The sequence below is a fragment of the Haloarcula sp. Atlit-120R genome (genome assembly GCF_003665885.1).
In the GTDB taxonomy this organism is placed as follows: Archaea; Halobacteriota; Halobacteria; order Halobacteriales; family Haloarculaceae; genus Haloarcula; species Haloarcula taiwanensis.
On sequence record NZ_QPLN01000001.1, the window covers coordinates 1,151,812 to 1,173,602 of the forward strand.

Annotated in this window: 20 protein-coding genes; 10 read left to right on the top strand and 10 right to left on the bottom strand. The window is 64.4% G+C overall.

Annotated elements, in window-relative coordinates:
• Positions 1-4: 4 nt before the first annotated feature.
• The 3 genes from DVK01_RS06000 to DVK01_RS06010 all read right to left on the bottom strand — a co-directional run bounded on the left by DVK01_RS06000 (position 5) and on the right by DVK01_RS06010 (position 3,691).
• The gene (locus tag DVK01_RS06000; RefSeq protein ID WP_121536164.1) at positions 5-1,273 is read right to left on the bottom strand and encodes an argininosuccinate synthase; all 1,269 of its coding nucleotides are present in this window, start codon (positions 1,271-1,273) and stop codon (positions 5-7) included.
• A gap of 400 nt (positions 1,274-1,673) precedes the next feature.
• Positions 1,674-2,459, bottom strand: coding sequence for a hypothetical protein (locus DVK01_RS06005; protein WP_198560202.1), 786 nt, complete (start codon positions 2,457-2,459; stop codon positions 1,674-1,676).
• Positions 2,460-2,596: 137 nt separating this feature from the next.
• Positions 2,597-3,691 carry a hypothetical protein gene (locus DVK01_RS06010; RefSeq protein WP_121535891.1) on the bottom strand — a complete coding sequence of 365 codons (1,095 nt, stop codon included), beginning with the start codon at positions 3,689-3,691 and terminating at the stop codon, positions 2,597-2,599.
• Positions 3,692-3,849: 158 nt separating this feature from the next.
• Here DVK01_RS06010 and DVK01_RS06015 point away from each other — a divergent pair, with 158 nt between their 5' ends.
• The 5 genes from DVK01_RS06015 to DVK01_RS06035 all read left to right on the top strand — a co-directional run bounded on the left by DVK01_RS06015 (position 3,850) and on the right by DVK01_RS06035 (position 9,689).
• Positions 3,850-4,038, top strand: a complete 189-nt coding sequence (locus DVK01_RS06015) for a hypothetical protein (protein ID WP_007189558.1) — start codon at positions 3,850-3,852, stop codon at positions 4,036-4,038.
• A gap of 40 nt (positions 4,039-4,078) precedes the next feature.
• Positions 4,079-4,588: a 2'-5' RNA ligase family protein gene (locus tag DVK01_RS06020; RefSeq protein ID WP_101351362.1), complete on the top strand. Its 510-nt coding sequence runs from the start codon at positions 4,079-4,081 to the stop codon at positions 4,586-4,588.
• A gap of 184 nt (positions 4,589-4,772) precedes the next feature.
• Complete coding sequence (locus tag DVK01_RS06025) at positions 4,773-5,195, top strand: PPC domain-containing DNA-binding protein (protein WP_121535894.1); 423 nt, start codon at positions 4,773-4,775, stop codon at positions 5,193-5,195.
• 1 nt (position 5,196) lies between these two features.
• Positions 5,197-9,381 (top strand): DNA-directed DNA polymerase II large subunit, encoded by a 4,185-nt coding sequence (locus DVK01_RS06030; RefSeq protein WP_121535897.1) that lies wholly within the window; start codon positions 5,197-5,199, stop codon positions 9,379-9,381.
• Between the two features lie 92 nt (positions 9,382-9,473).
• On the top strand, positions 9,474-9,689 hold the full coding sequence (locus DVK01_RS06035) for a hypothetical protein (RefSeq protein ID WP_053966800.1): 216 nt from the start codon (positions 9,474-9,476) through the stop codon (positions 9,687-9,689).
• 32 nt (positions 9,690-9,721) lie between these two features.
• On the opposite strand, the gene serA is transcribed toward DVK01_RS06035, so the two are convergent.
• The gene (serA, locus tag DVK01_RS06040; RefSeq protein WP_101351365.1) at positions 9,722-11,308 is read right to left on the bottom strand and encodes a phosphoglycerate dehydrogenase; all 1,587 of its coding nucleotides are present in this window, start codon (positions 11,306-11,308) and stop codon (positions 9,722-9,724) included.
• Between the two features lie 149 nt (positions 11,309-11,457).
• On the bottom strand, positions 11,458-11,625 hold the full coding sequence (locus DVK01_RS22120) for a hypothetical protein (protein WP_198560203.1): 168 nt from the start codon (positions 11,623-11,625) through the stop codon (positions 11,458-11,460).
• A gap of 373 nt (positions 11,626-11,998) precedes the next feature.
• On the opposite strand from DVK01_RS22120, the gene DVK01_RS06045 reads away from it, so the two are divergent.
• The 4 genes from DVK01_RS06045 (at position 11,999) to DVK01_RS06060 (ending at position 17,763) form a co-directional block, all read left to right on the top strand.
• Complete coding sequence (locus DVK01_RS06045; protein WP_101351366.1) at positions 11,999-12,844, top strand: CBS domain-containing protein; 846 nt, start codon at positions 11,999-12,001, stop codon at positions 12,842-12,844.
• Positions 12,841-14,577, top strand: a complete 1,737-nt coding sequence (gene glyS, locus DVK01_RS06050) for a glycine--tRNA ligase (protein ID WP_121535900.1) — start codon at positions 12,841-12,843, stop codon at positions 14,575-14,577. Before DVK01_RS06045 ends, glyS begins: the two co-directional genes overlap by 4 nt.
• Positions 14,578-15,168, top strand: a complete 591-nt coding sequence (locus tag DVK01_RS06055; RefSeq protein ID WP_101351368.1) for a dolichol kinase — start codon at positions 14,578-14,580, stop codon at positions 15,166-15,168.
• Between the two features lie 75 nt (positions 15,169-15,243).
• Positions 15,244-17,763 carry a DEAD/DEAH box helicase gene (locus DVK01_RS06060; protein WP_121535902.1) on the top strand — a complete coding sequence of 840 codons (2,520 nt, stop codon included), beginning with the start codon at positions 15,244-15,246 and terminating at the stop codon, positions 17,761-17,763.
• 8 nt (positions 17,764-17,771) lie between these two features.
• Here DVK01_RS06060 and DVK01_RS06065 read toward each other — a convergent pair whose 3' ends face one another.
• Positions 17,772-18,584: an Sjogren's syndrome/scleroderma autoantigen 1 family protein gene (locus tag DVK01_RS06065; RefSeq protein ID WP_121535905.1), complete on the bottom strand. Its 813-nt coding sequence runs from the start codon at positions 18,582-18,584 to the stop codon at positions 17,772-17,774.
• 117 nt (positions 18,585-18,701) lie between these two features.
• On the opposite strand from DVK01_RS06065, the gene mdh reads away from it, so the two are divergent.
• On the top strand, positions 18,702-19,616 hold the full coding sequence (mdh, locus tag DVK01_RS06070) for a malate dehydrogenase (RefSeq protein WP_005536799.1): 915 nt from the start codon (positions 18,702-18,704) through the stop codon (positions 19,614-19,616).
• A gap of 119 nt (positions 19,617-19,735) precedes the next feature.
• Here the strand turns inward: mdh and DVK01_RS22800 are convergent, their stop codons facing one another.
• From DVK01_RS22800 to DVK01_RS06085, 4 genes are all read right to left on the bottom strand, one after another.
• Entirely contained in the window at positions 19,736-19,861 is a 126-nt protein-coding gene (locus DVK01_RS22800; protein ID WP_255410203.1) for a hypothetical protein, read from the bottom strand.
• Positions 19,862-19,990: 129 nt separating this feature from the next.
• A complete protein-coding gene (locus DVK01_RS06075; RefSeq protein ID WP_101351372.1) occupies positions 19,991-20,677 on the bottom strand; it encodes a Zn-ribbon containing protein in 687 nt (228 codons plus the stop codon).
• Positions 20,677-21,060: a DUF2073 domain-containing protein gene (locus tag DVK01_RS06080; protein WP_004517591.1), complete on the bottom strand. Its 384-nt coding sequence runs from the start codon at positions 21,058-21,060 to the stop codon at positions 20,677-20,679. The genes DVK01_RS06075 and DVK01_RS06080 overlap by 1 nt, the downstream gene beginning before the upstream one ends.
• A 4-nt stretch (positions 21,061-21,064) precedes the next feature.
• The gene (locus DVK01_RS06085) at positions 21,065-21,706 is read right to left on the bottom strand and encodes an Era-like GTP-binding protein (protein WP_004590329.1); all 642 of its coding nucleotides are present in this window, start codon (positions 21,704-21,706) and stop codon (positions 21,065-21,067) included.
• Positions 21,707-21,791 lie beyond the last annotated feature (85 nt).

Here is a 21,791-nt window from a genome sequence, read left to right on the forward strand (position 1 = left end):
TCGCTTACTCCTCCGTGGCCCCGCTCGCGTCGTCGGATTGGTCGCCGCTGCCGTCCGTGACAGCAGCGCCCTTCTTCACGTCGTCGAGAACCTTGTTCGCGAGGCGGGACTGGAAGCCGTGGTACTTCGCGACGCCGGTCGCGTCCTGCTGGGTGATACCGCCGGAGACGTCCTCCTCGTTGAAGGAGGCCGCCGACTCGCTGTAGACGGCGTAGTCGGACTCACGGGAGACGGCGCGGCAGTGCCCGCCTTCGAGTTTCACGGTGACGGTGCCGGTAACGCGCTCGTTCGTGTCGTCGATGAACGCTTCGAGCGCGCCCGTCAGCGGCGCGTCGACGAGGCCCTGGTAGGCCTTCTGGGACCACTCCTGGTCGACCTGGGCCTTGAACTGGCGCTCCTCCTGCGTGAGGACGAGCCCTTCGAGCGCTTCGTGGGCGGTCAGAAGCACCGTCGCTGCGGGGTGCTCGTAGTTCTCTCTCACTTTGAGCCCGAGCATGCGGTCTTCCATCATGTCCGTGCGGCCGATGCCGTGGGCCCCTGCCTGTGCGTTGAGTTGCTCGATGAGTTCGACCCCGTCGAGTTCCTCGCCGTCGACAGCGACGGGAACGCCTTCCTCAAAGGTGATTTCGACCAGTTCAGCGTCCTTGTCGGAGGGGTTGTCGGTCCACTTGTAGATGTCGTCGTCGGGGATGGTGCTCGGGTCTTCGAGTTCGGAGCCCTCGATGGAGCGGCTCCAGAGGTTCGTGTCGATGGAGTAGCGACCGCCATCGCCGCCCTCGACGGGCAGGCCCTTCTCCGCGGCGTACTCGTTTTCCCACTCGCGGGTCAGCCCAAGTTCACGCACCGGCGCGATAACATCGAGGTCCGAGTCGCGCCAGACGGCCTCAAAGCGCAGTTGGTCGTTGCCCTTGCCAGTACAGCCGTGAGCGACGGCCGAGCAGCCCTGCTCTTCGGCGACCGAGAGAATAGCCTTGGCGATGACCGGGCGCGCGAGGGCAGTTCCGAGCGGGTAGCCCTGATAGTCGGCGTTGGCCTTGACGGCCTCCATACAGAGGTCAGCGAACTCCTCGGTGGCGTCGACAACGTGCTGTTCGACGCCCAGCGCCTCGGCGGTCTCCTCGGCCTCCTCGAACTCGTAGTCGGGCTGGCCGACGTCGACGGTGACGCCGATGACCTCGTCGTAGCCGTACTCCTCTTTCAGCAGCGATACGCAGACTGTCGTGTCGAGCCCGCCCGAAAAGGCGAGTGCGACGGTTCCGTTTCCTTCTGGCATGGATGTGTTCTGCATTGGTTCCGTGGTGTGCCTGTCGGTTTCTCGATCAAACACCAGATCGAGTATCCCATCGAACCGACGACGACGGCGTCTAGCGACGAAACGAACCTGTCGAGTGAAGAGTAAGTAGTAGTGGGCCTAGAAACGGCCCGGTCGTCGTCGTCGTGGGGAGAAACGGAGGGACCCCTCGCTATCCGCAGCGAGCGGCGTGGAGCGAGAGGTCCGTGTCATGTATATTCTGCTGTGTGACTCGGGTACTAATAGTTTCCGTGTTCACAGTGTCGTGTGCATGGTCACCAAACACAGTCCCTCATAGCCATCACGTCGCCCGTAGCGGCCAGGACCGCCAGACAGACTGGCGTGTGCCGAAGTGTAAGCACTGTACTCGCCGTCTCTCTGGCTATTGGCCAGCGGCGGTGGTATCAGACCCGACACCCGGCGACTTTGTTTCGCCCCCGCTGGTGGCCGTCTCATTGGCTGGCGTCGTATCGGTGTCGTCCGGCCGTTCACTCGCCGGAGTCCGCTCCGGCCCACCTTCCGGACGGTCGCCTACTTCGGTTCTGTTCGCCGCTTCGGGGCCACGGTCGCCGGCAACGTCAGGTCGAGCCTGCTGTCCGACGTTCGGCCCGGCGATGCCCTGCGCGACAGCGGCGACTTCCGGCCCGCTCAGCTCGCTCGCGCGCTGTGAGAGAGTCTTGATCGCCGCCGCGTCGATGCCTTTCTGCTCCAGCGCTTCGGCGGGAAGCTGGCTGGCGGTTTCGTTCGTCTCGTTTGCCAGCCGCTGGACGTTCTTCGTCTCGGCATGGAGCTGTGCAGCCTTCGCTCGGTACTCGCCCTCGCTTATCGAGCCGTTCTGGCGGGCTTGCTCCAGCGCCTGCTTTCGCTGTTGGAGTTCGTCCAGTCGGGCCTCGGAGTCGTTCACCTGCTCGGCGACGACGGACGCCTTCGCAGCGTCGGTGTTCGCCCTCGCGACGCGGACCCCGAACGTTCGTGACTGGACCTCACCGTCCAGTTCGGCTCCCTGCACGCTGACGACGCCTGCCAACTGTGCGCCGGGGGGCGTCGCATTCTCATCTGCCTCTTCGGCCACCGTTTCAGTCTCCTGTGCCATCGTCACGGCGGGCACCGCGGCGAGCGTGCTCACCACGAGCACCACTGCCAGCAACACCGGGGTCGCTCGTCTCATTACACCCGTTGCTTGGCTCTCCAACATCCTATAAATAGGCGTCTATAAAGCCGGGTTATCACCGATTAAGCCGGATTAAAACCGCAATACAGGAGTGGTTTTGATCCGCAATCCCTACTGAACTGTCGACAGATTTATTATCGGGTTTCGTCACCGCTGTCGGTTCCGTCGCTCCCGTCACCCTCTCCACCAGTCACGTCAGTGTCCGGCAGCGTCACCACGTTCTCTCGGCCGATGCGGAACGTTTCTACCTTCTCTTCCTCGCGCAGGCCGCCGATGACCTGGCTCGTCTTGGCGTCGGTCCAGTCGAGTTCGCCGGCCACCTGCTGTTGCTTGAGCCGCCCGCCGTTCGATTCGAGCAGTTGCAGGACCTGTTCTTCGTTACTCAACAGTTCGACCGGCGGTGTGCCAGCGTCAGCGTCCGTGCCGGCAGCGGACTCCGCTTCGGGATCATCCGAGTCTACCATCGACGCCGGCGGCTCGGCCGGCGCATTGCCGTTAGGGATGCCGTACCGCCGAAGTGCGTACACCCCGGCAGCAATGCCGACTAGCGCGAGAATCCCACCGATGAGGAGCCCGTTCGACCCGCTGTCACCGCCAGCGCTGTCCCTCGAGTTGACGACCACTCGCGGCTCGGTTTCCCCGAACGTCTGTTGGCCACGCCAGGTGACAGAGGCGTTCCCCCGTTCGTCGGCCTGCGGTGCAACGGAGTCAGCCTGATAGTCCGCTGGCCAGCGGAGGGTCAGTGAGGTTTCGCTGTCCAGAAACAGCCCCGAGAGCGCGTCGCCGATCTCGACGCGGTCGCCGGAGACGCTAGCGAAATTCGTCCACTGGAACCGATAAGTGATGACGCCGTACGTCTGGCCGAACGTCTCTTCGCGCGCACTCACCGTGACGTTTTTGACAGCCATCTCGCGGCCAGTCGTGTTCTCCGCGGCCCCGGCAGTGCGTTGCATCCGACGCTCAAAGCGGTCCGTGTACGCCGCCGGGTTGGCCTGGATATCCGTTCGCAGGTCCTCGAACGCTTGCGTGGTGTTGTCGTCGTCCAGCCGAAGTCGGTAGGCGACCGTCCAGTCAGCGGTCCCGTCGGGGTTCACGTCAGCGGTCATGACGACCACGTCCGCGTCGACAGACTGCTGGCCGAGACTGCCGAAACCTGCCCCGGTCGCTGTCGGGACAAGCAGTGCTACCGCGACGAATACGACGACCAGTGTTTCAGGAGTCCAGCCCATCCTACCGCGGCTATCCCCTCGGCAGGTATATCGTTTATTGCCGATTGAGTGAGCTGACACTCTAAAGCGTTACAGCCCAAGCCGTATCCGTTCCGGAGCCGAAGTCAGGGGCTACTGCGGCCACAAGGGGTTTGCCCCGCGAGGAAGTCCTGCCGAGCATGGACAGAGCGAAGCTCGACGTGGACACTCTGCTGAAGATTGTCCTTGTCCTCATTGTCGTCTGGTTGGTGCTCGAAATTATCGGCGGGGTTCTAGGGCTGTTGGGTTGGCTTCTGGGACCACTCCAACCGATACTCGGCGTGGTGCTGGTCGTCCTCATCGTCCTGTGGCTGCTTGACCGGCTGTAGGACCGCGCTCTTTTTCTCGACAGCAAGCGACCCGCTCACTGTGTACAGCATCAACGTCCCACTCCCGTCAGCAGTCACGTCGCTGGCCGCCGACCTTGCGGCGGACCTGCCGCTCGCACAGCGGCGGGGACGGGGTGAGCACACGCTGGTCGCCAAGCGGCTGGGTGACGGCGACCACGCGGCCTACGCGCGACTGGAAGCGCAGGGGCGCGAAGTGCTTCGCGGCCAGCCGGCGTTCGAGGCGGAAATTTCAGAGATCGAGCAGTTCGAGACAGCCGCGACCGGCCCGTCACCAGTAGTGTACCTCGCCGTCGAGAGCCCGGGGCTGGTCGGTTTACACGAGCGGCTCTGCGAGCGCTTCGATCCCGTCGACGAAATGGAAGGCGACGAGTACGTCCCGCACGTGACCGTCGCCCGCGGCGGGGACCGCGACGCGGCCGCGCGGCTGGTCGAGCAGGGTATCGACCCGATCCGGTGGACCGTCGACGAACTCACCTTCTACGACGCCGACCGGAACCAGCCGGTCAGCCGGGTGTCGTTGCCGGGCTAGCGCCGGTCGGTCGTCCGTCCATCGTGGCGAACAGGCGGCACGCGTCAGTCCCGGCGCGGTGTGCCGCACAACCGCTCAGCGCGCCGGGCCGTAGCTACGTCACAGCGGCCGTGGTCTCGGCTTCGGATATAAACGGTTGGACCGAAAGCAATGCTTTTGGAGCGGCCTGCCATCCACTACAGATATGGATTACCGCGAAGTCGACAGTACGTCCGAGTTCGTCTGCCGACTGGAGCACGGTGGGGACTGGCGCGCGCAGATCGAGGCCTTCGCGGACGAACAGGGCATCGACGCCGGCTTTTTTTACGGGCTTGGGGCAGTGCAGGACGCGGAGCTCATGTTCTACGACCAAGACCGGACCGAGTACGACTCGCTGACCTTCTATGAACCGCTGGAAGTCGCCGCCTGTATGGGCAACATCTCGCATCTCGACGGGAAGCGGTTCGCCCACACCCACGCCGTCCTCTCCCGGCCCGACGGCGAAGCGATTGCCGGCCACCTGAACGCCGGCACCGTCTGGGCGGGCGAACTGTACGTCCGCGGATTCGATACAGAACTCAAGCGGGAGCACGACGAGCCGACCGATCTGGACCTCTGGGATATCTAAGATGCGGGAGGCCGACGAACAGTACTTCGAAACGCTCGAAACCCAGCTCGAAGCCGCCTTCGACGTGGCCGAGCGGGCCAAAGAGCGCGGCGGCGACCCGAAGCCAGAAGTCGAGATTCCGACCGCTCGTGACATGGCCGACCGGGTGGAAAACATTCTCGGCATCGACGGCGTGGCCGAGCGGGTGCGCGAGCTGGAGGGACAGATGTCCCGCGAGGAGGCCGCGCTGGAACTGGTCGAGGACTTCGTCGAAGGGACTGTCGGCGACTACGACAGCCGCGAAGGGAAGGTCGAGGGCGCGGTCCGGACCGCCGTCGCCCTGCTGACCGAGGGGGTCGTCGCCGCCCCCATCGAGGGCATCGACCGCGTCGAACTGCTGGAAAACGACGACGGGACGGAGTTCATCAACGTCTACTACGCCGGGCCAATTCGCTCTGCCGGCGGGACCGCACAGGCGCTCTCGGTGCTAGTCGCGGACTACGCCCGCGCGCTGCTGGGCATCGACCAGTACAAGCCCCGCGAGGAGGAAATCGGCCGCTACGCCGAGGAAATCGACCTCTACGACAAGGACACCGGCCTGCAGTACTCACCCAAGGAGAAGGAGACGAAGTTCATCGCCGAGCACATGCCCATCATGCTCGACGGCGAGGCGACCGGCGACGAGGAGGTGTCGGGCTACCGGGACCTCGAACGCGTCGACTCGAACTCCCCGCGGGGCGGGATGTGTCTGGTGCTGGCCGAGGGCATCGCGCTCAAGGCCCCGAAGATTCAGCGCTACACGCGGAACCTAGACGAGGTCGACTGGCCGTGGCTGCAGGACCTCATCGACGGAACCATCGGCAAAGACGAGGCCGACGAAGGAGAGGAAGGAGAGGACGCGAACGGCGACGACGCGGGCGACGGATCGGACGACGACAGGGACGAGGCTGACGAGCAGGCTGGACCGCCACGAGTCGACCCCGCCGACAAATACCTCCGGGACCTCATCGCCGGCCGTCCGGTGTTTTCCCACCCGTCGAAGGCGGGCGGGTTCCGGCTGCGCTACGGCCGGGCGCGCAACCACGGCTTCGCGACAGCCGGCGTCCACCCGGCGACGATGCATCTCGTCGACGACTTCCTCGCGACCGGGACCCAGATCAAGACCGAGCGGCCGGGGAAAGCCGCCGGCGTCGTGCCGGTCGACACCATCGAGGGGCCGACCGTACGTCTGGCTAATGGCGACGTGCGCCGCATCGACGACGCCGAGGAGGCACTGGCAGTCCGCAACGGCGTCGAGAAAATACTCGATCTGGGCGAGTATCTGGTCAACTACGGCGAGTTCGTCGAGAACAACCATCCGCTCGCACCGGCCTCCTACACCGTCGAGTGGTGGGAACAGGACCTCGACGCCGCCGGCGCGGATGTACAGGCGATGGAGGACTCGCCTCACATCGACCTCGCCGACCCGAGCGCCGAGGAAGCCATCGAATGGGCGACCGACTACGACGCCCCGCTGCACCCGAAATACACCTACCTCTGGCACGACGTGAGCGTCGACCAGGTGTGTGCGCTCGCCGACGCCGTCGAGGACGCACATGTCGCACAGGCCGATGGTGCGTACGCCGACCCGGAGATGGACGGCACAGCGGGCGACGCATACACTGATGCCGGCGCGCTCGTCCTGCCACGGAGCGACACCGTCCAGCAGACGCTCGAACACCTGCTTGTCGAGCACACACAGGACGAGGACACGATTACGGTCACCGACTGGGTGCCGCTGGTGCGGACACTCGGGTTCACCCGGTCGCTAGAGCGGGACTGGACACCGTCGGATCTCTCCGAGCACGCCCGGACCTACGGAGAGAGCGAGTCTGTCGACGCAATCGGCGTTTCGGAGGACACCGAACCCGAAGTCGGGCAGAACGCCATCGAGGCCGTCAACGAAATCGCGCCGTTTCAGGTTCGTGAGCGCGCCCCGACCCGCATCGGCAACCGGATGGGTCGCCCCGAGAAATCCGAGCGGCGGGACCTCTCGCCGGCCGTCCACACGCTCAGCCCCATCGGCGAGGCCGGCGGGGCACAGCGGGACGTGGCCAAGGCGACGAAACACGCTGACGGGATGAGCGATACGCCTGGCCAAGTCGAGGTCGAGGTAGCCCGGCGGCGCTGTCCCGAGTGCGGGACCGAGACCCACCAGGCGGGCTGTGCCGACTGCGGCGGCACCACCGAACCGGTGTACGTCTGTCCCGACTGCGAGGCCGAGGTCGAGCGCGACGAGTCCGGCCGGGCGGAGTGTGCCCGGTGTGAGACGCTCGCCTCGCCGACCCAGTACAAAGTGCTTGACCTGCAGGAAGCGTATCGGGACGCCCTGCAAAACGTCGGCGAGCGCGAGACGGCCTTCGAGCAACTGAAAGCGGTCAAGGGGCTCACCTCCGAGGAGAAGGTGCCGGAGCCGATGGAGAAGGGCATTCTCCGGGCAAAACACGACGTGTCGGCGTTCAAAGACGGCACCGTCCGCTACGACATGACGGATCTGCCGGTGACGGCGGTCCGGGCCTCGGAACTGGATGTCTCCGCCGAGCGACTCCGCGGGCTGGGCTACGAGGAGGACATCCACGGCGACCCGCTGACCCACGACGACCAGCTGGTCGAGCTAAAAGTGCAGGACATCGTTCTCTCGGACGGCGCGGCCGAACACATGCTCCAGACCGCCCGGTTCGTCGACGACCTCCTGGAGCAGTACTACGAGCTGGAGCGGTTCTACGAGTTCGACGACCGCGAAGACCTCGTCGGGGAACTCGTGTTCGGGATGGCACCTCACACCAGCGCGGCGACGGTCGGCCGCGTGGTCGGTTTCACCTCCGCAGCCGTCGGCTACGCACATCCGTACTTCCACGCCGCCAAGCGCCGGAACTGCTTCCACCCGGACACGCGGCTGTGGTACGAAGACGAGAATGACGACTGGGAGTACGGGACCATCGAGGAACTGGTTGAGGACCGACTTGAGGACCCCGAGGAAGACGACTTCGGGACGCTCGTCGAAGAGCTAGACGGTACTCTCACCGTGTCGTCGCTTGGCGAGGACGGCCCCTGTCGCCGGCCCGTCGACGCCGTCTCGAAACACCCCGCTCCGGACCACCTCGTCGAGATTTCCGTCGGCGACCGAACCCTCAGGGTTACGCCCGACCACACGATGCTCCGAGCCGACTCCGACGGGATCGAGGAAGTCCCGGCCAGCGGCCTGACTGCCGGTGACGAACTCCCCGCTTACGACGGCGGCGAAACGACGACGATGACGGCACGCGGGGAGGCTTCGACAGCAGCGACTGACGGCGCAGCCCCGACAGACACCGTCGAGACTGTCGAGTACGTCGAAAGCGACGTCGACAGCGTCTACTGTCTCACGGTTGCCGACACACACCGGGTGGCCGTCGAAGGCACCTACGTCGGTCAGTGTGACGGCGACGAGGACTGCGTGATGCTTCTGATGGACGGCCTGCTGAACTTCTCGAAGTCGTATCTCCCGAACCAGCGCGGCGGCCAGATGGACGCCCCGCTCGTGATGTCCTCGCGAATCGACCCCAGCGAGATCGACGATGAGGCCCACAACATGGACATCATGGACGCCTATCCCCGGGAGTTCTACGAAGCCACCCGCGAGATGAAAGACCCGACCGAGGTCGAGGACGTGATGAAAATCGCCGAGGAGACGCTGGGGACCGACCGCGAGTACACGGAGTTCCGCCACACCCACGACACGACCAACATCGCCGCCGGGCCGGACCTTTCGGCGTACAAGACGCTCGGCTCGATGGAGGACAAGATGGACGCCCAGCTAGAGATTTCCCGGAAACTGCGGGCCGTCGTCGAGAGCGACGTGGCCGAGCGTATCATCGAGTACCACTTCTTGCCGGACCTCATCGGCAACCTCCGGGCCTTCTCAAGACAGGAGGTCCGGTGTCTGGACTGCGGAGAGTCGTTTCGGCGCGCCCCGCTGACCGGCGACTGCCGGGAGTGTGGCGGCCGCGTCAATCTCACCGTCCACGAGGGGTCGGTCAACAAGTACATCGATACCGCTATCCGCGTCGCTGATGAGTTCGGCGCGCGGGACTACACGAAACAGCGGCTCAAGATACTGGAACGGAAAATCGAGTCGGTGTTCGAAAACGACCACAACAAGCAGTCAGGTATCGCAGACTTCATGTGAGCGACAGCGTCACCCGGATTCGTCAGGGCGACAGACGAGCGCGTGACAGTCGTCCGACGGGTGTTTTTCACCGTGGCGGTCCTGTCACGGGTATGGCCTCGTCCCGCGATTCAGCACCGCCGTTCGACTCCGGGGACCGGTCGGGTTCCCCGTCACCATCGCCCCGACAGACGCCCAGTACGATCTATCAGATACAGATTGCGCTGTTGCGCTCACAGGTAGCGACACTGGAAACCGCGCTCGAACAGGAACGCGAACACCGTCAGGCTGTCGTTGATCGGTACGAGCGCCTTCTCCACGGGGAATAGTCCGCGACTGGCTGTCGGGACAGTCCGTTGTGTTACTCGTCGCCGAGTTCGACGTAGGTCGTCTCGATGATGCGGCTGTCTCCGTTGAGCCGCTCGATGATGTCCTGTGGCGGCTGTTCGTCGAGGTTGTAAACGGACAGGGCCTCCCCGCCGATGGTCTCGCGGCCGTTGAACATCCCGGCGATGTTGATGTCGGCGTCGCCAAGCACCGTGCCGATGAAACCGATGGTGCCCGGCTCGTCACGGTTCCGGACGACCAGCATGTGCCCGTGTGGGACGGCCTCAATACGGTGGTCGTCGATACGGACGATGCGGGGCTCCTCGCCGCCGAACTGGGTCCCACAGACGGAGACGGACTCCTCGCCGTCGGAGACGGTGACGGTGATGAGGCTCTGGTAGTCCTCGGAGGTGCGGGTCTTGGACTCGGTCACGTCGATGCCCCGGTCCTCGGCAATCTGGGGGGCGTTGACGGCGTTGACCTGGAGGTCCGAGGGGGCGAACACGCCCTTCAGCGCGCTCGCGGTGACGTACTCTACGTCCTGCTCGGCGATGTCGCCGGCGTAGGTGACCTGGACTTCGGACATGTGGCCGCCGAACAGCTGGACGGCGATGCGGCCAGCAGTGTCGGCGAGGTCGAGGTACGGGCCGACCTGCTTGAACGTCGCCTCGTCCAGCGACGGCGCGTTCAGGGCGTTGGCGACGGGCTGGCCGTTGGCCGCGGCGATGATCTGGTCGGCCGTGGAGGTGGCGACGTTCTCCTGTGCCGCCTCCGTAGACGCGCCCAGGTGGGGCGTGACGATGATGTCCTCGACGTCGAGCAGCGGGCTGTCCTCGGGGAGGGGTTCCTCGCCGAACACATCGAGCGCTGCGCCTTTCAGGACGCCGTCCTCGACGGCCTCAGCAAGCGCTGGCTCGTCGATGATGCCGCCGCGGGCACAGTTGACGACGTAGCCGCCCTCGAGTTCGGCGAGTTCCTCCTCGCCGATCATGTTCTCGGTCTCGGGGGTCAGCGGCGTGTGGATGGTGATGAAATCGGACTTGGCGAGGCAGTCTTCGAGGTCGTCGACCAGTTCCGCGCCGAACTGGTCGGCGCGCTCCTGACTGATGTAGGGGTCGAACGTGACGATGTCCATGCCGAGGCTGCCCAGTCGCTTGGCGACCTGCTGGCCGACGCGGCCGAAGCCGACGACGCCCAGCGTCTTGTTGTTGACCTCCGTGCCCAGGAACTCGCCTTTCGCCCACTCGCCGCTTTTCAGGCGGTCGTGGGCCTGCGGGATGGAGCGAGCGGTGGCAAACGCCATCGCGACAGAGTGTTCCGCGGCGGCACGGACGTTACCTTCGGGGGCGTTGGCGACGATGACGCCGTGGTCAGTGGCGGCGTCGATGTCGATGTTGTCGACGCCGATGCCGGCCCGGCCGACGATGATGAGGTCGGGCGCGGCCGCGAACACTTCTTCAGTGACTTCGGTGCCCGAGCGGACGATGAGCGCGTTCGCGTCGGCCACTGCGTCGAGGAGCGCGTCGCCCTCGACCTCGTAGGCTGTTTCGACATCGTGGCCCGCCTCACGGAGTCGCGTGAGACCGGCGTCGGCGATAGGGTCCGTGACGAGTACCTTCATACCGAATCGAACTTACTGGGGCGGCATAACGCTTGTTTTCTCCGTCCGAGCAACTACGTGCAAGCACTCGGGCCGGAGTGGTCGCGCCGCTGATGGGGGTGTCCTGCTGAGCGGGACCGTTCAGTGAAAAGGAACCGACTGGGCGTGACCTATCGCCAGGCCGGGAGCGAGGCAGCGTCTGAGAGCGGGGTTGTGAGATAGGCGTCGTCTCGGGTCACGTCAGCGAGGATAAACTGGTCCGTTGGACCCTCTTCAACGGACGCCATGATGTCTCCATCCGCGGCCATCTCGACCGGAGCGACAGGTTCCGACTCCATGCATGATAATATGTAACAACCCTATAAAAATTTAGCGAAACCCAGAGAGGGGAGTGGTATGACGCTGGGCCAACTGTCTGACAATAGTTCACATCCTGTCAGGATTGGTATGAGCGGGGAAGTGAGTCAGCACAGCCAGAGCCTGATATCTCAACCAATAGCGGTTGAGCAAGGACTTCTGTTCACGCGCAGAGACGGGCTGTGGATATGGCAGAAGACGTAGTTGTTGCCAAGACACCACGGTCCCTCGGTTTCCGAGATAGCGCTTGCGCAGTCGTCAGAGATAGCCGATGGCCGTACAGCGTTCTACCCGAATGTCGAAAACGGACGGATGTTAAGGACTTAGTAGATGCGGGAAGGAAGTTCTGGCAGTATGAACGTTGCAGACGCTATGACGCCACGCTCGGAGGTCGTCACGGTTACTATACCCGGTACCCGTGATGACGCACTGGAGTACCTCCAAGAGCAGGCCTTCTCGTCGGTGCCGGTTATCAAGGAAACCGACGAGGGCGAAGAGTTCAGAGGGATTATTTCACGCGATGCGCTCATCGAGAGCCCCGACGAGGACCAGCTAGCCCTGCTCGTCGAGGAAGTCCCGACGATCAGCGAGGACACGTCTATCGAGGCCGCGGCACGGATGATGGTCGAAGACGACGAACGTCGCCTGCCCATCGTCGACGGCCAGCTCAAAGGCATCATCACAGTGACCGACGTGATTCGGTCTATCGCGAACGGTGACGTCGACGGCGACCAGATCGTCGGCGACCTCGCCAACCGAGACATCAACTGCGTGTACGAGGGCACGCCCCTGACCGTCGCCGAACGGGAGCTCTCTCACGCGAACGTCCCATACGGCGTCGTACTCGGCGACGACGGCGATATGTCGGGGATGCTCACAGAGGTAGACATCATCGCGGTCGCCCGGGTCGTCGAGGGCGAGGACGACACCGGCGACTCCATCGCCAACCAGGATGACGACTGGGCCTGGGAAGGCATCAAGGCGGTCGGCGGCCGGTACATGCCCACCCGCAACGTCGAACTCCCGGTCGAGCCCGTCCGCGAGTTCATGACCGCCGATGTCGTGACGGTGAACAAGCGCCGCACCGCCGAGGAAGCGGCACAGCTGATGATCGAGCACGACATCGAACAGATCCCGCTGCTGTCCGGTGACGAACTCACTGGCATCGTACGGGATATCGACCTGCTGCGAGGCCTATGAGCGAAGGCGAACGACTTACCGAGCTGGCCAAGCGTCGCGGTTTCTACTTCCCCTCTTCGAGCGCCTACGGCGGGGCGGCGGGCTTCTGGACCTACGGGCCACAGGGCGCTGCGCTGAAATCGAACATCGAGGACACCTGGCGGGACCGCTATGTCGTCAAGGAGGGCCATCAGGAAATCTCCGCCCCCGACGTGATGCCCGAGCCTGTCTTCGAGGCGTCGGGGCATCTCGACGGATTCGACGATATGATTGTCGAGTGCGGCGAGTGTGGCGCGACCCACCGCGCGGACCACCTCGTCGAGGACAACACGGACATCGAGGAGGCCGAGTCCCTGCCGAACGAGGAGGTCATGGACCTCATCGCTGAGCACGGCATCGAATGCCCCTCCTGTCACACGTCCCTGGCCGACCAGCCGGTCGACAACTTCAACCTCATGTTCGAGACCAATATCGGGCCGGGGTCGTCGTCGCCGGGCTACCTCCGCCCGGAGACCGCACAGGGCATCTTCGTGGAGTTCCCGCAACTCTCGGAGTACGCCCGGAACCAGCTCCCCTTCGGCGTCGCGCAAATCGGGAAGGCCTACCGCAACGAGATTTCGCCGCGGAAATCTCTCGTCCGCGTCAGGGAGTTCACCCAGGCCGAACTCGAACACTTCGTCGACCCCGAGGAGGACGAGCCGCCGCTTTCGGAGGTCGCCGACGTGACCCTGCCGCTGTACTCCGCCGCCGAGCAGCAGGCCGAGGACGGCGGCCAGCGCGAACTCACGGTCCGCGAGGCCGTCGACGAGGGCGTCGTCGAGAGCGAGTGGGTCGCCTACTACTTGGGCGTCTCCAAGGAGTGGTACGAGCGCATCGGCGTCGACATGGACCGATTCCGCTACCGCCAGCACCTCGCCGGCGAGCGCGCCCACTACGCCTCCGACTGCTGGGACGCCGAGAGCGAGGTCGACGGCGACTGGATAGAGATTACTGGCTTCGCGTATCGGGGCGACTACGACCTCTCGAAACACGCCGACCACTCCGGCGAGGACTACACCGTCTTCAAACAGTACGACGAGCCCGTCACCGTCGAACGGGCGACCGTCGACCCCGACATGAGCTACCTCGGACCGGAGTTCGGCGGGTCGGCCGGCGCGGTCGCCGACGCGCTCGAAGCGCTGGCCGAGCGGAACCCGGACGCCTTCGACGCCGACGAGGTCACCGTCGAAGTGGACGGGGAGTCCTACACCGTCCCCGTCGCGGAGACGAACTTCAGCGTCGACGAGGTCACCGAGAACGGCGAACACGTCCGGCCACACGTCGTCGAACCCTCCTTCGGCGTGGGGCGAATCATCTACACCGTCCTCGCACACTCCTACGAGACCGACGAGGTCGACGGCGAGGAGCGGACCTACCTCTCGCTGCCGCCCGAACAGGCCCCGACGACGGTCGGCGTCTTCCCGCTGATGGACAAGGACGGCATGGACGACCTGGCCCGCGACATCGCCGACGACCTCCGGACCGCCGGCCTCTCGGTCACCTACGACGACTCCGGGGCCATCGGTCGCCGCTACCGGCGTCAGGACGAAGTCGGAACGCCGTACTGTGTGACCGTGGATTACGAGAGTCTCGAGGACCGCGAGGTTACGGTGCGCGAGCGCGACACGACCGAACAGAAACGGCTCCCCATCGACGGGCTGGCGGAGACACTCGAACGCCTCAGTATCGGCGACCGCACCTTCGACGACCTGTAGATGGCCGACGAGGTATCCCGGCGGCTCGTCCATGTCACTGGCGCGGCGGTCCCGCTGGCACACCTTGGCTGGCCGGACTTGATTACGTGGCGCGTCGTGCAGGGGTTCCTGGCCGTGGCGCTGGTCGTCGTGTGTGTTCTCGAAGCCGTGCGGCTGACGACCGGGCTGGACTGGGTGGTGTACGACCGGCTCACCCGGGAGTACGAGCAGGACAACCCCGCCGGCTACGCGCTGTACATCGTCGGGATGGCTATCGTCGCCTTCGCCGTCGAACTGCCGGGCGTGACGACCGACGTCGCCGTCCCGGCAATGTTGATGCTCGCCATCGGCGACCCCATCAGCGGCCTGCTGGGCTCGGGCGACGCCAGCAACGTCAAGCAGGCCTGGGTCTTGCTGGTGATGTTCGGCGTCTGCACGCTGCTGGCCGCCCCCTTTGTTCCCCCCGCCGCCGCCGTTCTCGGGGGTGTCGCGGCGACGTTCGCGGACGGGGTCAAGCCCCGCATCGCCGGCTACGTCGTCGACGACAACTTCTCGATTCCGGTGCTGGGCGCGCTGGCGATGTGGGTCGGCGTCCGGTACCTCCCGTTCTGACCGGGCAATTCCCCGGCGTCCACTTTCACCGCGGTATCTGAACCCTTAACCACCGGCGGGACGAACGCGTGGGTAATGGCGACCACCGACGCCGGTGGCGAGCACGTCGAACGCCCGCTGGTGACGCCGGAGTTCCTGGAGAACCGCGGCTACCAGACCGAACTGGCGGAGACGGCAAGCACCGGGCACACGCTCGTCTGTCTCCCGACCGGCCTCGGCAAAACGACCGTCTCGCTGCTGGTGACCGCCGAACGACTCAACGCCGTCGGCGGGAAAGCGCTAATGCTGGCTCCGACGAAGCCGCTCGTCCAGCAACACGCCGAGTTCTACCGCGAAGCGCTGGAAATCGACGACGAGGACGTGGTCGTATTCACCGGCGAGGTCCGACCCGACGACCGCGCTGCTCTCTGGGAGGACGCCCGCATCGTCATCGCGACGCCGCAGGTCGTCGAGAACGACCTCGTCGGCAACCGCATCTCGCTGGCCGACGTGACCCACTGCACCTTCGACGAGTGCCACCGGGCGACCGGCGACTACGCTTACAACTACATCGCCGACCGCTACCACGCCGACGCCGAGGACCCGCTGGTGACGGGAATGAGCGCCTCGCCCGGCGACGACGAGGAGGCCATCCTCGGAGTGTGTGAGAACCTCGGACTCTCCGAGGTCGCGGTGATGACCGAGGACGACGCCGACGTGGCCGAGTACACCCACGACACCAGCGTGGACTGGAACCGCATCGAACTCCCCGAGGTCGTCGTCGAGATTCGGGACGCAATCAACGAGGTCATCAAGGACCGGCTGGCGCAGTTGAGGGAACTGGGCGTGACGAACAAGTCCTCGGCGGACATCTCCGAGCGCGAGATTCAGGGGATGCAGGCCGACCTCCGGAAACTGATGAACAACGACCAGAGCGAGGGCTACCAGGGGATGAGCCTGCTCGCCGAAATCCGGAAGCTCCGGACCGCCGTCACCTACGTCGAGACCCAGAGCGTCGAGTCCCTGCGGCGGTACTTCGAGCGCCTGAAGGAAGCCGCTCGTTCGTCGGGTGCGTCGAAGGCCGACCAGCGCCTCGTCAGCGAGCCGAAGGTCCGCGAGGCGATACGGAAAGCCGAGTCCTACGACGACCTGCACCCGAAGTTCCGCCAGACTCGAATGCTGCTCGCGGAGACGCTGGGCATCGAGAACGGCGAGCGGGTCATCGTCTTCACCGAGTCCCGCGACACCGCCGAGACGCTCGTGGACTTCCTCTCAGACCACTTTACGACCGAGAAGTTCGTCGGACAGAGCGACACCGACGGCAGCGAGGGGATGACACAGACCCAGCAACAGGAGACGCTGGACCGCTTCCGGAACGGCGAGTTCGAGGTGCTCGTCTCCACCTCCGTCGCCGAGGAGGGCCTGGACGTGCCCGAGGTCGACCTGGTGTTGTTCTACGAGCCGGTGCCGACCGCGATTCGGGCCATCCAGCGGAAGGGCCGGACCGGTCGCCAGGCCGAGGGCCAGGTCGTCGTCCTCCTGGCCGAGGACACCCGCGACGAGGCGTACTTCTGGAAGGCCCGCAACGACCAGAAGCGGATGAAACGCGAACTGAACGAACTCAAAAGCGTCGCCGGCGAACTGGAGGCCCGCCTCGACCAGACCGGGCTCGACGAGTACGAGGACGAAGAGGGGGACGCTTCGGGTGGAACAAAGAGCGAGGAAACCACCACACAGCAGTCGGATTCCACTGGAAACGGGAGGGGTAGCACAGCTAACAAGTCAGCCGATGATACCGACGGCAGCAACGGCCAGGCCGGACTAGACGCCTTCGCGGACGACTCGTCGGAAGCGTCCGGTGGGGATACCGAAGTCAACAGCGACGCGGCGACAGCCGACGAGGGGGATACCGCGACGCCGGACACGGGAACAGTCGCCACTGCCGGCCGCGATGATGAGGACGACCCCGTCGAAATTGTCGCGGACCAGCGGGAACTCGACTCGAACATCGCTCGGGACCTCTCGACGCGGGACGGTATCGAAACCCGACTCGAAACGCTGGCCGTCGGCGACTACGTTCTCTCTGACCGCGTCGTTGTCGAGCGCAAGACCGTCGCCGACTTCATGGACACGCTGACGGGCGGAGACCGGTCGATGTTCGAGCAGGTCGGGGACGCCACGCGAAACTACGGTCGGCCCGTCGTCGTCATCGAAGGCGAGGACCTCTTCGGTGCGCGCAACGTTCACCACAAGGCGATTCAGGGCGCACTCGCGTCGCTGGCGGTCGATTTCGGTGCGAGCGTGTTACGGACCAGTGGGGAGGACGAGACCGCCGATCTGCTGCAAGTCATCGCCGAACGGGAACAGGAGGTGGCCGACCGCGAGGTGAGCGTCCACGGCGAGAAACAGTCGAAGACGCTGCCCGAGCAACAGGAGTACGTCGTCGCCTCCATCGCCGAAGTCGGACCGGTAACCGCGCGCACGCTGCTGGACGCCTTCGGAAGCGTCGAGGCAGTGATGACCGCCGATAAAGAGGCCCTGCTAGAGGTGTCCGGTATCGGCGACGTAACGGCCGACCGGATTCGAGAAGTCATCGCCAGCGACTACGAGCCGTAGCGGTCCGTTCAGAACCGCGCTGCATCCAGCGCTTCCGCCGCTTCTCGGGCTGCCTGCAGATGTTCGCGAGCCTCGCGTGGGTTCTCGGTGGCCGCGGCGCGCTCGGCGAAGCGGTGAACCGTCTCGGCCAGTAGCGCAGACGCCGCATCGAGATTGGCCTCAATATCGCCGGTGTGACTATCGGTCGTCCGAGTCTGTCGAGCGGAAACAGGGGGGTTCTGTGTCGCTGTCTCACGCGGCTGGTCGTTGGTAGTTCGGCCGCTAGGCTCCGACGACGCACCTCTTCGAGCAGTCTGTGGCGCTGGCTCCGAGTGGTCTGACGCCTGGGTCGACTGGTCACCCCCCGCTTCGGGTGGAGCGGACGAGTTGGGTGTCGACGCCGTCGGTTCGGAGGGAGACTGTGAAGCGGTGTCGGGCTGGGTATGTGCGGTCTCCTGCTGTGCGTGTTCGTCCGTCGCGTCCACCGCATTCTCTGCTGTGTCCTCGGCAGCATCGCCGAACTGGACGCGAGCCTCGTCGCTCGGGTCGGCAGCCTCGATCTGGTCACTGTCGTCGGCCTGCCCCGCCTGTTCGTCAGCATCTGACGGGTCTGCCCCGTTTTCCTGCGTGTCGCGCGCGACCGGCTTCTGGCAGGTGGGGCAGAACTCCTGGCCGTCGTAGCGGAAAATGGGGTCGCCGCAGTCGCTGCAGTGGGCGTTGGTCATCGTCGCGCCCTTCAACAGGAGTTCGCTCATCTGCTCGGTCGTCTGGCGCTTCTCGTCTTCCTTCTCGAACTTCTCTCGGAGTTTCTCGCGTTCGGCTTCCTTATCGAAGTCGCTCATACCCGTCACAACGCCGCGGGGCTGAAAACCGTTTACGGGTGATACTGGCTGAACGATGCGCGGCGGAATCGGGGTTTCGACACGTTTAACGTTCGCGCCCGAGCCTTTTCGAATGGTATGACAAAGGTAAGCGTAGTCGGCGCAGCCGGTACGGTCGGCGCAGCCGCAGGGTACAACATCGCGCTCCGCGACATCGCTGATGAAGTCGTTTTCGTGGACATCCCCGATAAGGAGGACGACACGGTCGGGCAGGCAGCTGACACGAACCACGGCATCGCCTACGACTCGAACACGCGCGTCCGGCAGGGCGGCTACGAGGACACCGCTGGCTCCGATGTGGTCGTCATCACGGCCGGCATCCCGCGCCAGCCCGGTCAGACCCGCATTGACCTCGCCGGCGACAATGCGCCTATCATGGAGGACATCCAGTCCTCACTGGACGAGCACAACGACGACTACATCTCGCTGACCACCTCGAACCCCGTCGACCTGCTCAACCGCCACCTCTACGAGGCCGGCGACCGCTCTCGCGAGCAGGTCATCGGCTTCGGCGGCCGCCTCGACTCCGCGCGGTTCCGCTACGTACTGAGCGAGGAGTTCGACGCACCAGTGCAGAACGTCGAAGGGACGATTCTCGGGGAACACGGCGACGCGCAGGTCCCCGTATTCTCGAAAGTCCGCGTCGACGGGACTGACCCCGAGTTCAGCGACGACGAGAAAGAGCAGTTGCTCGGCGACCTGCAGGAGTCGGCGATGGACGTCATCGAGCGCAAAGGCGCGACCGAGTGGGGGCCAGCCCGCGGCGTCGCACACATGGTCGAAGCCATCCTCCATGACACCGGGGAAGTGCTGCCGGCCTCGGTCAAGCTGGAGGGCGAGTTCGGGCACGAAGACACTGCTTTCGGCGTCCCGGTCCGTCTCGGGAGCAACGGCGTCGAGGAAATCGTCGAGTGGGACCTCGACGACTACGAGCAGGACCTGATGGCAGACGCTGCAGAGAAGCTCTCCGACCAGTACGACAAAATCTCGTAACCCGGTCGAGCGGTACTGCGAGCGTTCGGGACTGACGCCCTCCCGGACTGCCTTTTTCCGCTATCGCCGTAAGAGACGCAGCTGTAACTGCGAATCGGCCGTTTGCCGGTCCACGATTGTTACGCGGGGTCGTCTTGGTCGTCAAGCAAATCGCCGTCGCGCCCGTCGTCGTCGATATCAGCACCGAGGAGTGACGCCCACTCTTCGAGGTGTGACTCCGATGTCGAGAGTTCTCGGTGGCTCATGGCGTTATCGGAAGCATCCACGGCATATTATATAATGGTTGTGCCGGCATTGATACTCAATGGTGTATGGAGCGGTTCTACGGGGTAATTCGGGGCTAGCGAACCAGTAAAACGAAAAGCCCGTGTCGATCACTCGGAGCGGATGGTTTCCGGAACCTGAATCGAGTAGTGGCCGTCCTCCTGCAGCGCGATGATGTACTCCTCGCGGTCGTACAACTCCATCAGGTTCAGTTCGTACTGGCCGGGTTCCAGTACTTTGATCGACTCGAACTGGTCGTTGAGTTCCGCTCGGAGTTCCTCCAGATCGGGGCGGTCCTCGCTGTCCGGCTCTGGTGGTGGGTCGGGGTCGGCACCGACGGGACGGAACTGGTGTTCGGATTCGGATGCCGACGGGACGTTCGACGGGAGTTCGTCCGGCTCGACGACATCCCCACGGGCGCTAGCCTGGGCCGAGTCCTCAGTCACAGACGTGCGGTCAGGTTCGGTCGACGGCGAACCGGACGTGTGGGATGGGTCACTCGGCTGTGCGTCAACCGACCGGTCGGCGTCGAAATGGGACTGCTCGGCGTCCCGGTCCCCGTCTGTAGCGGAACCGCTGACGAAGTCTCGTACTGAGGCAGCGGTTTTGCCAACGGTACGAGCGACGGTACTGTCAGGTCCCGGTGGTTCCGGTGGCTCCGCGTCCGGCGTCTCAGAGATGTCGGCTCCTTCGGGCTGATACTGGAACTTGTTCCCGCCGCAGTTGGGACAGCCCGAGAGCATCTCCTTCGACCCGTCGTCGAAGCCACGGCCACACTCCGTACACTGGTGGGGCATTATTTCCGAGAGACGAGGGCGCTGATGAGCGTTTCGTCCTTGTGGAGCGTCTCTATCTGGTTTGCCGGCCCGATAACCGTCAGCTTCTGGGTCGACTGTTTGCCCATCAACCGGTCGAGGATGCTGGCGTCGGCGGCCTCGGACTTGGGGTAGGTCTCGATCTCGATGCCGTTGAACTCGTCCGGACTGATTTCGGTCATCGTCACTTCGATGAGGCGGGACTCCTCGTCGGGGGAGAGCCCCTCTTCAAGGATGACGATGTTGCCGTCGCGGACGCCATCGAGAATCATCCGAATTTTTTCCATCGAGGCCAGCCCCGCCATGCGTTCGCCGCTGATGAGGTCGATCTGGACGCCGTCGTCTGGGTCTTTGACTTCCGCCATTATATCACCCGAAGTACTCCGCGATTTTGTCGTAGACTTCGTCCATGTTGTCTCCCTCAAGCGCTGATAGCGGAATCGTCTCGTGCTGTGGGTATGCGTTTCGGATGCGCTGGACCGAAGATTCTTCAAGATCGATTTTGTTCGCGAGGATCAGCACCGGAAGGTCCTGGCTCTCGATGATGCCGATGAGCATGGTGTTGACCTGCGTGAACGGATCGGTCGCAGAGTCGAGTACGTAAATAACACCATCGACATCCTCGCGGAGCCAGTGCATCGCTTCAGCGACGCCCTCAGTCGCTTCGCGGGAGCGACGGACGGCGTCGTCTTTCTCCATGTCGTGTTCAAGGAACTCGGTGTAATCGACCTTCGTCGTCACGCCGGGGGTGTCGACGATATCGATTGTCACTTTCTTCCCGTCGCGTTCGATCTCGACGTTCTCCTTTCGGCGCGCACGGCGAGTCTCGTGTGGAACGTGACTCTCTGGGCCGACAGCATCGCCGGTCCAATCACGTGCAATGCGGTTCGCCAGCGTCGTCTTACCGGCGTTCGGCGGGCCGTAGATCCCGATACGCTTCGGGTCCTCTTCGGAGAACAGCGTCGATGCCGCGCGTGAAATACTATCTTTGAGGTTTGTTAACAATCCCATCCTATCCTCCCGCCGCCCGGAGTCGTCCGGTATGGCGGCTCTGCCCGTAAAAGATAGGCGAATTCACTTAAGCCTACGTCAGACA